Raw genomic sequence first — 12,822 nt, 5'->3', positions numbered from 1 at the left:
CTGTACGGGCAGATCAGTCACTCTGCACCGAGGAGGCGAGTGATGCGTGAAGGGGCCGGCGGTACAGGCGAAGCTGTCCATCGGGCGGACGCAGCCCGTGCATTCTGCCTCACACGCCAATCGCTTCTCCTCGGCATCAACCCCTTACACGCCTATTGCGTGACCGGGAAAAGTGCCGACAGTGGTCGATTGTGGTGAGCTCCTCCCCCGCAACGACGCAGACTACCGGCGTCCACGACATCAGCTCGTCGGCTTGCCTGCCGGTCCACGAGGTCCTGCGCGAGCTGGTGTCGACCAGGGAAGGCCTCTCGGCGGAAGCAACTGCTGACCGGTTGCGGCGATGGGGACCGAATGCGGTCGCCTCACACAAGGCCCGGGTACTGCCCGTGCTGTGGCGGCAGATGCGATCACCGCTGCTGGGCCTCCTGTTCGCTGCCGCGACCATCTCGTATGTCGTCGGCCGCCACAGCGATGCGGTGATCATCGGTGTGATCTTGACACTGTCGGTCGGGCTCGGCTTCGTGAACGAGTACCGCGCGGAGAAAGCCGCCGAAGCCCTCCACGGACAGATCAGCCATCAGGCCGTGGTGATACGCGGCGGACGCGTTACCGCGGTGGAGGTCACGGCCCTGGTGCCTGGCGACGTGGTGGAACTCAAGCTGGGCGACATCGTGCCTGCCGATCTGCGTCTGCTGGAGGTAACCGGTCTGGAATGCGGTGAGTCAGTACTGACCGGCGAGTCACTGCCCGTCCCCAAGGACACCGCTGCCGTCTCTGTCGGCGTGGCATTGGCCGAGCTCTCCTGCTGCGCGCTGATGGGCACGGTGGTGCACGCAGGAAGCGCCCGCGCTGTAGTGGTCGCCACCGGTACAGCGACCGAGTTCGGGAAGATCGCGGCCGGACTGAGCGGTCATCAGTTGGAGACCGAGTTCCAACGGGGGCTGCGCCGGTTCTCCATGCTGCTCGTGTACGTGGCCGGCACGCTGACCACGTCGATCTTCGTGATCAACGTAGTGCTGCACAAGCCGCTCATCGACTCACTGCTGTTCTCGCTGGCCATCGCTGTCGGAATCACTCCCCAGCTACTGCCTGCGGTGGTCTCCACCAGTCTGGCCGCCGGCTCGCGGCGGATGAGCCGCCAAAAAGTGCTGGTCAAGCGACTGGTGTGCATCGAGGATCTGGGCGATGTCGATGTGCTGTTCACCGACAAGACCGGCACGCTGACGCAGGGCCGTATCAAATTCAAGAGGGCCCTGCCCGCGGGCCGCCAGAGCCCGGAGCAGGTGCTGAAGTGGGGACTCCTGTGCACCGACGTCGATGCTGACGGCAGCCAGATCCTGGGCGGCAATCCGCTGGACACGGCACTGTGGGAGGCCGCCACCGCGCAGCCGGAAGACGCGGACGCGAACGTGTACCAGCGAGTCGGCATGCTGCCGTTCGATCACGAGCGGCGCATGTTCTCCACCGTGGTCCGCGACCCGATGGGTGGGACTGTCCTGGTCACCAAGGGGGCTCCGGAGAGCGTCCTGGAGCGCTGCGAGAACGTACCCGAGCAGGCTCGCACGCTGCTGGCTACGGAGTTCGCCGCCGGCAACCGTGTGGTCGCTGTGGCCACCCGATCCGCCCCAGGACTGGTCCGGCCCGCCGCTGCCGACGAACACGGCCTGGAATTGGCCGGGCTGCTGGTCTTCCTCGATCCGCCCAAACCCGACGCCGCAGCGGCGCTGCTCCGGTTGGCCGGGCTCGGTGTCACAGTCAAAATCGTCACCGGAGACAACCCGACCGTCGCCGTCAGGGTCTGCCATGACCTCGGTATCACCAGCTCTGGCACGATTACCGGTACCGACCTCGACGCCATGGACGATGCCCGGCTCAGAGCGGCGATCGCACACACCACGGTATTCGCCCGCGTCAGTCCGCAGCACAAGGCCCGCATCGTGCGTGTCCAGCGCACCACCGGTCACGACGTCGCTTTCCTCGGCGACGGTGTCAACGACGCGCTCGCACTGCACGCAGCTGACGTGGGTATTTCCGTCGACTCGGCCACCGACGTCGCCAAAGACGCGGCTGACGTCATCCTGCTCGAAAAAGATCTTGATGTCCTCGCGGACGGAGTCGCCGGCGGCCGTCGGATCTTCGCCAACACCATCAAGTACGTGCTCATGGGAACGTCCAGCAACTTCGGCAACATGTTCAGCGCCGCCGGAGCCTCGCTGTTCCTCGGCTTCCTGCCGATGCTGCCGTCGCAGATCCTGCTCAACAACCTGCTCTATGACACCAGCCAGCTCGCCATTCCCACCGACCGTGTCGACGAGGTGCAATTGCGCCGTCCTTCGCATTGGGACATCAGGTTCATCCGCCGTTTCATGATCTTCTTCGGTCCGCTCAGTTCGGTGTTCGACTTCGCGACATTCGGCGTCATGCTGTGGGTCTTCCATTCCGGACCCGCTCAGTTCCGGACCGGGTGGTTCGTCGAGTCTCTCGCCACCCAGACCCTGGTGATCTTCGCCATCCGCACCCGCCGTATCCCGTTCTGGCGAAGTCACCCCAGCCTCCCGTTGACCCTGGCCGCCCTCGGAGTTGTCAGCGTAGGAGTCCTTCTGCCCGCTACACCGCTGGCCGCCAGGCTCGGGTTCCAATCGCTTCCGCTTGGCTTCTTCGTCGCGCTTGTCGCCATGGTGATCTGCTACCTCGCCCTGATCGAGGTAGGTAAGCGGATCTTCTACCGCTGGCTGCCGACACCAATTGCCGAGCCGCGGGGCGCGGTAGGCCACAGCCGTCTCCTGCGTCGTCGTGCTGCCCGGTTCAGCACTGCTCTCCGCCCTGACCACCGATCCCGCCCCGTTGAGAGATGAGCCGAGCACATCGGGCCCAACGGCCGCCTGCCCGTACCGACCGACCGTGCCGAAATCTCCTCTCGGCACCTACAGAGGAGCACGAAATGCCCGACATTCACCCGGTATCAGCCAACTACCTCGATGAAGCAGAGCTGGCGGCGTTGGACGCGCATTGGAGGGCCGCGAACTACCTGGCCGTTGGCCAGATCTACCTGATGGCCAATCCTCTGCTCCGTGAGCCATTGAAGCCGGAGCACATCAAGCCTCGGCTGCTGGGCCACTGGGGCACCTCGCCCGGTCTGAATCTCGTCTACACCCACCTCAACCGAATGGCCCGGGACCATGGGAAGGACACCATCTGTGTCTGGGGCCCAGGCCACGGAGGACCGGCCGTCCTGGCCAACTCCTGGCTGGAGGGCACGTATTCCGAGACGTACCCGGACGTGAGCCGGGACGCGGAGGGTATGGCGCGCCTGTTCCGTCAGTTCTCCTTCCCCGGCGGGGTGCCCAGCCATGTGGCCCCGGAGACTCCGGGATCGATCCACGAGGGGGGTGAGCTGGGGTATTCGCTCTCCCATGCCTATGGCGCCGCCCTGGACAACCCCGGTCTGCTGGTCGCCTGCGTCATCGGCGACGGGGAGGCGGAGACCGGGCCGCTGGCCGCGTCCTGGCACTCCAACAAGTTCCTCGACCCGGTCCACGACGGAGCGGTCCTGCCGGTCCTGCACTTGAACGGGTACAAGATCGCCAACCCGACCGTGCTTGCGCGCCTGCCCAGGGACGAACTCGACGACTTTCTTCGTGGCCTGGGCCATGACCCGCTGCATGTCGAAGGTGACGATGCACTTCAGGTGCACAGCTCCATGGCACGCGCCATGGACACCGCACTCGATCGCATCAGCGCCATCCAGCACGGCGCCCGCGAAGAGGGCGTCACCGAACGCATGCGCTGGCCGATGATCCTGCTGCGCACGCCCAAGGGATGGACCGGGCCGACCGAGGTCGACGGTGTGCAGGTGGAAGGCACATGGCGCGCGCATCAGGTGCCGCTGTCCTCCGTACGCGAAAACCCGGACCACCTCAGGCAGTTGGAGGAGTGGCTGCGCTCCTACCGGCCGGCGGAACTCTTCGACGATCGCGGCAGCCCGCGGGAGCGGGTGCTGGAGTGTGTGCCCGCTGGCCCTCGCCGTCTCGGGGCCAGCGTGCACGCCAACGGCGGCCTGCTCGTACAGGACCTGCCGATCCCGCCGCTGGAACGGTACGCCGTTCCGGTCGACAAGCCCGGTACGACCCTGCACGAGCCCACCCGGGTCCTGGGCGACCTGTTGGAGGGGGTCATGGAAAACACCGCCGAGCGTCGGGATTTCCGTCTGGTGGGGCCGGACGAGACGGCCTCGAATCGTCTGCAGGCCGTGTACGGAGCGACGGGCAAAGCATGGCAGGCGCGGACCCTGGAGATCGACGAACACCTGGACCGCCACGGCCGGGTCATGGAGATCCTCTCCGAACACACCTGCCAGGGCTGGCTGGAGGGCTATCTCCTCACCGGCCGCCACGGGCTGTTCTCCTGCTACGAGGCGTTCGTCCACATCGTCGACTCCATGGTCAATCAGCACATCAAGTGGCTGCGCACGTCGAGGCGCCTGCCCTGGCGCCGCCCCATCGCCTCACTGAACTACCTGCTCACCTCGCACGTATGGCGGCAGGACAGCAACGGCTTCTCCCACCAGGACCCCGGCTTCATCGACCACGTCCTCAACAAGTCACCCGAGGTCGTGCGGGTCTACCTGCCACCGGACGCCAACACCCTGCTGTCGGTGGCCGATCATGTGCTGCGCTCCCGCGACTACGTCAATGTCGTCGTCGCCGGAAAGCAGCCCTGCTTCGACTGGCTGACCCTCGAGCAGGCCCGCGGACACTGTGCCCGCGGTGCCGGAATCTGGGACTGGGCAGGCGCGGAGAATGAGAGCGGGGAGCCCGATGTCGTCCTCGGCTGCGCGGGCGACGTCCCCACCCTGGAAATCCTGGCCGCCGCTCAGTTGCTCCGCCGGCACCTGCCCCACCTGGCCGTACGCGTCGTCAACGTCGTGGACCTGGCTCGGCTGCTCCCCAAGGAGGAGCACCCGCACGGCATGCCGGACGCGGAGTTCGACGCGCTGTTCACCTCCGACAAGCCCCTCATCTTCGCGTACCACGGATACCCGTGGCTGATCCACCGCCTGGCCTACCGGCGCACCGGGCACGCCAACCTGCATGTGCGCGGCTACAAGGAGGAAGGCACCACCACCACGCCCTTCGACATGGTCGTGCGCAATGACCTCGACCGGTACCGGCTCGTCATGGATGTCATCGACCGCGTCCCCGGGCTGGCGGTACGCGCCGCTGCAGTCCGACAGGAGATGGCGGACGTCCGTCTGCGCCACCACGCCTGGATTCGTGAGCACGGCACCGACCTGCCCGAAGTCAGCGAATGGAACTGGAACAGCTGAGCGCCCCGGCGTCGGTCCGTGATGTCGGAGACAGGACGCTGATGCACCCCAGCTCCAACTGACGTGGTCAAAGTACCAACTGACGCGGCCAACGCACCCAGCGTCCACTGAGCCAGGCCCGTAAGACCATGAGCACCTTGAAGCAACCGGAGTCACCATGCCCCTTACGTCCGCACCCCTTTCGGGGGCCGCCCGGGGGACAGGTCTCAGTCAGGAGCAGGCATCCCAGCTGCTGGCGGAGTGCGGTCCCAACGAGCTCAGCGAACAGCGCAGGATATCGCTTCGGTCCCGAATCTTCGCTCAGCTTCGTGACCCGCTGATCATCGTGCTGCTGGCGGCCGTGGCACTGACCGTGGCGACCGGGGACTACGCCGACGCAGTCGTCATCTGTGTGGTCGTGCTCTTCAACACCACCGTCGGGGTGGTGCAGGAGGTGCGCGCCGACAATGCGGTCGCTGCCCTCTCCGCCATGACCGCGCCTGCTGCACGAGTACTGCGCGGCGGGACGGAACATAAGGTGACCTCGTCAGCCGTCGTCCCGGGCGACGTGCTGGTACTCGGTGAGGGCGACATCGTCCCCGCTGACGCCGCGCTCACGCAGGCCGCTGCCCTTCTGATCGACGAGTCGGCGCTGACCGGCGAATCCGTACCGGTCGACAAGGACGTCCACGGAACGGATCCGCACACGGGACAACTACAGGCGGGAACCGTCGTACTGCGTGGCCGCGCTGTCGCCACCGTCACCGCCACCGGGCCGCGCAGCGCCCTCGGCATGATCGCCGCCTCGCTGCACCCCCGACAGCAACAGACCCCGCTCCAAAAGCGCCTGGCCGGGCTCGGCCGGGTACTGGCCCTGGTCACTGTAGGGCTGTGCCTCCTCGTGCTCGTCCTGGGACTGGTGCGCGGCCAGTCCTTGGAGACGATGGCGGTAACGGCCATCAGCCTCGTCGTGGCAGCCGTCCCGGAGTCACTGCCGGCCGTCGTCACCCTCGGCCTGGCGCTGGGCGCGCGGCGGATGGCCGCTCGCAACGCCGTGGTTCGCCGCCTGTCCGCAGTGGAGACCCTGGGATCGGTCACCGTACTGGCAACGGACAAGACAGGCACCCTCACCGAAGGCCGCATGGTCGTCGAACGAGTATGGACCGCCGCCCACGGCACGGTGACCCTGACGGGCGCGGGATACGAACCCGTTGGTGAAATTCTCACGACCGGCCGACATTCAGTACCCGCCACCAGGGATGCCGTACGAGAAGTGCTCATCGCAGCGGCGTTGTGCAACGACGCGTCGCTGATTCCGCCCGGGGAAGCAGACGCGCAATGGACCCCGCTCGGTGATCCAACCGAGGCCGCCCTGCTGACCGCCGCCGCCAAAGTGGGCTGTACACCCGACGAGTTGGCGCGAACTCATCCCCGCATCGACGAGGTGCCGTTCGACAGCCTCCGCAAACGTATGACCACCATCCACCGCACGCCCTCGGGAACGATCGAGATCTACCTCAAGGGCGCACCTGAAATGGTGCTGGACGCCGCGCTTCTGAACGAGAGTCCCGCGTCACTGGAGCATGCGCGTAAGGAGGCCGCCGCCCTGTCCGCCGAGGGCTACCGTGTCCTGGCCATAGCGTCAGGTTCGTCCACCTGTATTCCTGTCCCGATCGAGGAGTCGGAAAGCGGCTTGCGGCTGCTGGGACTGACAGCCATCAGCGACCCGCCCAAAGAAGCAGCCACTGCGACTGTGCAAGCCTGCCGCCGTGCCGGGATCACCCCGGTTCTCATCACTGGAGACCACCCAGCGACTGCCCGTGCGATCGCGGAAAGGGTCGGTATCCTCACGCGAGCTGACGCCACCATGCCGAGCCTCGTGGCCACCGGTAAAGAGCTGGCCGCCGGACAGATCCCGGACCCCACCCGGGTCAGGGTTTTCGCTCGTACCACGCCTCAACAGAAACTGGACATCATCCAAGCGTGGCGCGCCCGCGGAGAGGTCACCGCGATGACCGGCGACGGCGTCAACGACGGTCCCGCCCTGCGGCAGGCCGACATCGGCGTGGCGATGGGCCGCCGGGGAACCGAAGTTGCCCGCCAAGCTGCCGATCTGGTCCTCGCCGACGATGAACTGACCTCGGTGATCTCGGCCGTGGAAGAGGGCCGCCGTGTCTACGCCAACATCCGCCGGTTCCTCGTCTATGCGCTGGCCGGCGGTGCCGCGGAAATCCTCGTTATGCTCATTGGCCCGATGCTCGGACTCGCATTGCCTCTGCGAGCAGGTCAGATTCTGTGGATCAATCTGCTCACTCATGGTCTGACAGGGGTCGCCATGGGCGCCGAACCGGTCTCACCCCACGCCATGCGACGCGCGCCGCGCCCGCCTCAGCAGCACGTACTCGGCGACGGGCTCTGGCAGCGGGTACTGCGGCTGTCGGCCCTGGTCACGGCAGCCAGCCTCGCTGCCAGCCTCTGGGTCCGGCACTCCGGCGGCCCGTGGCAGACCGCCCTGTTCATCGCCCTGCTGGCCGCCCAGCTCGGCGTCGCTCTGGGGCTGCGGGAGCGACTGTTCACGCGCCAAAATCTGTTTCTGCCCGCAGCTGTGCTGACTGCGGCGGGGCTGGGCGCTGCCGCACTCTACGTACCCTTCCTGGCAGACCTGTTGGACACCTCATCGCCATCGTGGACCGGTATCGCACTCGCCGCGGCTGCCGGCCTCATCAGCTTCGGCGCAGCACGCACCGAGAGCTGGTTGGCGAGGACTGCCGACCAGATACCTGCCGCACCGTGAGACAGAACGCCGGTGGACGTCCCGGGTCTCGAGTACTTCGACGCTGGACCGGCGTGGCCCGCTTCATCGCCCTTCTCCTTGGCGGCGTCCGGGTGGCTCCGTCGCAATAGAAGCCGTCGTCACACCCCGGTGGCATCGGGCCGTACGTAGGGGCCGAGGCCACGGGATCTCGTACGACTGGACGGCGATCACCGACAGGACACGCACTGGTACACGAACTCCACGTCCGGGCACTCCACCGCGCAACACACAACAACGTCGCGATCCGCGTTGAGAGCGCCGGGGTCGAGCGGCGCTTGCTGGACCTGCCCGGCCGAGGCCTCATCGACGCACCGGTCAGCCGGGACCTCCGAGCAGACCAAGATCCGGGCCAATTCCGGGCCATCATCCCCTCGTTCGAGACAGATTCGTTTGTTTCTGCTGGTCAGGCGAGGTGTAACGCATGTACCACCAGCAGACGAAGAACCTGCTGGTGTCGTACTCGCCGAAGAAGCTCGGCTTCTTCTAGAAGGCTGCGGAGGGCCTCTGACCTGCAACTGCGCGGGTTGGAGGTCCTCGTACTACGGGCCTCTGCTCGCCGGACCGCGAGCGCGTGACACCCTGTTTTTCCCAACCTGTCTCACTCGGCTCCCACCGCTTACCAGCATCCGGACCAGTCCCGGACTCGCGGGTTCTCGTGGGGTCATTGGCGGCTGACCGTACGGGTCACGCCCGTGACGATCGTCGTCGCCAGGATCCAGCCGGTGATAATCAGGGCGTACGACAGCCACTGGTGCCAGCCGTCAGGGGCGAAGGCTGGCTCCTGGCCGAAGTTGATGACAGGCAGGAGCAGGTCGAGGGTGTAGAAGACGGGGTTGAAGTCAGGGGCCTCGTCCGCCTTGATGGGGCGCGGGTGGTCCAGGCCGTACGCGATCGATCCGATGGCCATGAGGGACAGCAGCCAGACGGCTGCGCGCAACGGACGGAAGCCGTAGCCGACGGTGGCGTCCTGGACGTACCCCCACAGCCGCCCGTACCAGGTGAGCGTGGTGCGTCGGCGGCGCTGCTTGGCGAGTTGGACGAGCCGGGCCGCGTCGTCGTCACCGACGTGGCGGTAGGCCGCCGTCAGCTGCTCATAGCCGTACGGCTCATACCGGTCGCCGTCCCGCTCCAGCATCGGAAGGCGGCGTTCGGCCGGCTCGTGCGGGGTGAGGACGGTGTACGTGAGATTGCTGAGATACAGCTGGTCCGGCAGCATCTCCGGTTCAAGGGTCAGGATCTCGATTTGAGAACGCCGTAGATTCAGGGCGCCGCCCTCGATGCGATCGCCTCTGCGCAGCCAGAGTTCACCGATGACACAACTGCTCGCCCGCAGTGCCGTGTCGCCCGGATGCGACAGGTGGGCGTGGAGCAGGTCGAGACGGCCCGATATGCGCGAGCCTCGGAGCTCGACCCGGCCCTGCGCTCGTACGCACCGCGCCCGTACATGGGCTCCCACGTTGAGGTTCTGCGCGTCCAGCGCGGTGCCATCGGGCTTGTTGAACTCGGCGTCCTGAACGTTGATCCGCCCGGCGACGGAGGCGCCAGTGAGCCGTACCTGTCCGTGTGCGCGCATCGCCGGCGCCCACAAGTCGTCCCCGATCGCGGCCTGGTTGAGCTGCAGCACCGGCTCGGAGTCGTCCGGCGCCGTGAATTCCGCGCGCTCCATGAACAGCGCCCCGGAGATCTGTGCCCCGCCGAGTCGCACCGGCCCCCGCATACGGCAGTCCGTCATCCGCAGCACCCCCTCGACCCGCAAGGTCGCCGAGGCCAGGCCCGGCAGAACGGACTTGCTCAGATTGAGCTGGCGCAGCTGGGCACCGTACAGGTCGGGAACGCCGTCGAATTGGCAGTGGCTCAGCCGGATGGCGGCGTCGATCGTGGCGAACTTCAGGTCCAGTACGCCGGTGATCCGCGCCCCCGTGATCTTGAGCGCGGCGATCTCCCCCTCCTCCTGCGGAGCCTTGAGCAGCAGCGCCCGCAGCACACTCGCCCGTACGGTCCGCTCGGCGCCCCAGGTGTTGCCGAGCGCCGGATCCTCGTTCTCGGCGGCGCGGAAGTCTACGGACTCGCCTCGCGGAAAGGCCCGCCATATACGTACCTCGGCCGGCGTCAGATCGTTTGTCTCGCTCACCTCGGGACTCTGACGTGCTGCGTTCGAGCTGTCAACTGCCGTACGAAGCACGCCGTGCTGTCCGACATCCACCGCTTCGCGTGCCCGGTTCGCTGCGCGCTGCAGCTCAATCAGCTCAACCACTGGCCCTGGACCGATGTCATCACCGCCGGATCCAGCAACTCGAGGCCCTTCCCGGCCCCGGCTGACCGGAAACACCTCGCCCCGACGAATCGGCAGCACCTGCCGGAGCAGTGGAACCCGGTGCCCGCCCCACGCGACAGCCGGGCCCGCAGTCTGTCCACTACCAGTCCGGCCAGCCGAATCAGGCCGCCGAAAGAAATCACGACCCGTCACGAAAGTTCGAGGTTAGTGCGTTTACGAATTCTCGACATCGGGGTGGGCCCGTGCCACCGCTTCCTACGAAGTCCAGCCCCCCGGCGGTGGAGCCACGGGACGCACTCCGGGTTCTTCCCGGGTGCATCGTGTACCCCATCGGTCTAACGTGGAGATGTAGGTGGCACGGGGTTGACACTGCAACAAGCTGCCCAAGGACGGGCACTTCGCCGCCTGGGAGCAGCCGGAACTCCTCGTGGAAGAGTTGCGCACGGCCTTCCGCTCTCTTCGGTAGACCGTGCCCGACCGACGAAACATGCCCTCGCGCGGCGGGGCGTCAATACCGAGCCGCTCGGCCGCCCAGAGCCGCGCGGCCACGTCGTCCTCATGGATTTCTGGGCGTCGGGCGCAGGAGAACGATATGAGCACTCAAGAGCAGGGCGGCGCACAGGGCGGCATCAAAGAGCCGACCGTGGACATGAAGATCGAGGTCCACATTGTCCCCGTCGCTGACGTCGACCGTGCCCTGCGCTTCTACCAGAGCCTGGGATGGCGGCTCGATGCGGACTTCGAGGCCGGCCCAGAATTCCGGATCGTTCAGCTGACGCCGCCTGGGTCGGAATGCGCGATCATCTTCGGCCGCGGGGTCATCTCCGCGGCGCCTGGATCCGCAGAGGGCTACCTCGTGGTCCTCGACCTCGACAAAGCCCGCGCCGACCTCGCCAGCCGCGGTGTTGAGGTAAGCAAGATCTTCCACAAGGTCTACGACACCGGCGCTGAAGTACAGGTCGACGGCCGCGATCCAGACGGCCGCAGCTACGCCTCCTACGCCTCGTTCAGCGACCCGGACGGAAACGGGTGGCTACTGCAAGAGGTGCAGGAGCGACTACCTGGACGGTGACGACTCAGGAGGCTTTTGCCGTGGACGTAGCCGCGTTGACAGAACTTCTGCACGAGACGGCGGAGCACCATGGCCCGTACGAGGCAACGGCCCCCTCATATGCCTGGCCTTGGGCTTTCACCAGGGGTGCTGTCCGATGGGTGATCGAGAAAGCAGAGTTCCTCTGAGCTGCAACGATAGGACTTGCGGACCGGCTCGGTGCTGCTGGTCGAGACGATCCGAAGTCCGGTCTGAACGGCGCCGTATCGGCAGCATCGGCGCCGTAGCGCAAGCCGTCCCTTTGCACGATCGTCGATCACGGCCAGGCCGGGTCCGGGGAGCCAGTGGCCGCCCTGCTGCGAGAGGCGCCGTCCAGTCGGCCGCACATCGTCCGTGATCCGAGTGGTCTGGTGCCTGTGGCTGTTTGGGTGCGGGCAGCGGCGGGGATTGCGTGGAGCATGATCCGAACCATCGTGCGCGGCTGCGCAGCGGGGGCGGCGGGGACGACCGCATTGAACGCCGTGTCCTATGCCGACATGGCTTTGCGCGGCAGGCCCGCCAGCACTGTGCCGGAAACTTTGGTGGACACCATCGCTACCCGGATGGGGCTTCCGCTCCGGGACTCGGCCGAAAAGGGCAACCGGCTCATCGGTCTCGCAGCGCTGACGGGTATCGCCGTGGGAAGCGGGACGGGCGCCGCTGTATCGCTGGTCCACCGGACAGGCGCTCGGATGCCCCTGTGGTTGGGAGGGGCCCTTACCGGAGCATTGGTGATGGTCGTCGCCGACGTGCCGATTGCCCGCCTCGGGATCAGCGATCCTCGCACCTGGTCAGTCGGCGACTGGGCGTCGGATGTCGTACCGCACCTTGTTTTCGGCCTGGTCACCTACGGCCTGGTGACCGCATGGGATCAGTAGCCGTGACCTTCGCCGCCACCATCTGACCTGCTTGGTGGGTCGGCGCAGCCTCGCGGGCCTGCGCGACATCCCTGGGAGCGCCCCGATCTCCGGGCGATCGGCCCACGTCTCGACCGCGCCGTGGGCGGCCCACGTGTCGGCCGCGGGTTTCGGCCGGCGTCCTGCCGGACGGACGGCATGGACGCTGACACCGATCCGCCGACGAACGCGACCAGTGGATGATGGCAGAGGGTCTTCTTCCAGGTCGCGGTGGCGTCCTGTTTCTCGGAGTGCGCGCGCCGGTCCCGTGAGGTGAAGGCGGCCGCACGGGTTCTTCGGGTGTGAAGACGAAGTGGGCCGTGCGGCCTTGTCCCATCCTGCCTTCTGCGGCATCCCCCATGCGCATCTCGGCGGTTTGATCGGGGAGTTGGCCACACCGTGGCAGGCCCCGGCGGGAGTCCGCGCTGCGCGAGCGACGGG

The 12,822-nt window shown here is 66.8% G+C and carries 6 protein-coding genes and 1 pseudogene; 6 read left to right on the top strand and 1 reads right to left on the bottom strand.

Features of this window, described 5'->3' with window-relative positions; all coding sequences use genetic code 11:
* Positions 1 to 194 precede the first annotated feature (194 nt).
* The 4 genes and pseudogenes from mgtA (at position 195) to OG735_RS37475 (ending at position 8,099) form a co-directional block, all read left to right on the top strand.
* On the top strand, positions 195 to 2,855 hold the full coding sequence (gene mgtA / locus OG735_RS37485; RefSeq protein WP_327327603.1) for a magnesium-translocating P-type ATPase: 2,661 nt from the start codon (positions 195 to 197) through the stop codon (positions 2,853 to 2,855).
* A gap of 86 nt (positions 2,856 to 2,941) precedes the next feature.
* Positions 2,942 to 5,326: a phosphoketolase family protein gene (locus OG735_RS37480; protein WP_327327602.1), complete on the top strand. Its 2,385-nt coding sequence runs from the start codon at positions 2,942 to 2,944 to the stop codon at positions 5,324 to 5,326.
* A 157-nt stretch (positions 5,327 to 5,483) separates the two neighbouring features.
* Positions 5,484 to 5,615 (top strand): annotated as a pseudogene (locus OG735_RS42145) (cation-transporting P-type ATPase); the annotation flags it as partial.
* A 36-nt stretch (positions 5,616 to 5,651) separates the two neighbouring features.
* Complete coding sequence (locus OG735_RS37475) at positions 5,652 to 8,099, top strand: cation-translocating P-type ATPase (protein WP_442812642.1); 2,448 nt, start codon at positions 5,652 to 5,654, stop codon at positions 8,097 to 8,099.
* A gap of 682 nt (positions 8,100 to 8,781) precedes the next feature.
* Here OG735_RS37475 and OG735_RS37470 read toward each other — a convergent pair.
* On the bottom strand, positions 8,782 to 10,251 hold the full coding sequence (locus OG735_RS37470) for a membrane-associated oxidoreductase (RefSeq protein WP_327327600.1): 1,470 nt from the start codon (positions 10,249 to 10,251) through the stop codon (positions 8,782 to 8,784).
* Between the two features lie 736 nt (positions 10,252 to 10,987).
* On the opposite strand from OG735_RS37470, the gene OG735_RS37465 reads away from it, so the two are divergent.
* The gene (locus tag OG735_RS37465; protein WP_327327599.1) at positions 10,988 to 11,467 is read left to right on the top strand and encodes a VOC family protein; all 480 of its coding nucleotides are present in this window, start codon (positions 10,988 to 10,990) and stop codon (positions 11,465 to 11,467) included.
* A 437-nt stretch (positions 11,468 to 11,904) separates the two neighbouring features.
* Positions 11,905 to 12,363 (top strand): hypothetical protein, encoded by a 459-nt coding sequence (locus OG735_RS37460; RefSeq protein ID WP_327327598.1) that lies wholly within the window; start codon positions 11,905 to 11,907, stop codon positions 12,361 to 12,363.
* Positions 12,364 to 12,822: the final 459 nt, after the last annotated feature.

The sequence above is a fragment of the Streptomyces sp. NBC_01210 genome (assembly GCF_036010325.1).
In the GTDB taxonomy this organism is placed as follows: Bacteria; Actinomycetota; Actinomycetes; order Streptomycetales; family Streptomycetaceae; genus Streptomyces.
This window is presented reverse-complemented; position numbering and strand designations above follow the sequence as displayed.

Excerpts from the sequence above, each read along its gene's own strand:
- OG735_RS37480 (WP_327327602.1), top strand. The coding sequence starts at position 2,942 with ATGCCCGACATTCACCCGGTATCAGCCAACTACCTCGATGAAGCAGAG.
- OG735_RS37465 (WP_327327599.1), top strand. The coding sequence starts at position 10,988 with ATGAGCACTCAAGAGCAGGGCGGCGCACAGGGCGGCATCAAAGAGCCG.
- OG735_RS37460 (WP_327327598.1), top strand. The coding sequence starts at position 11,905 with ATGATCCGAACCATCGTGCGCGGCTGCGCAGCGGGGGCGGCGGGGACG.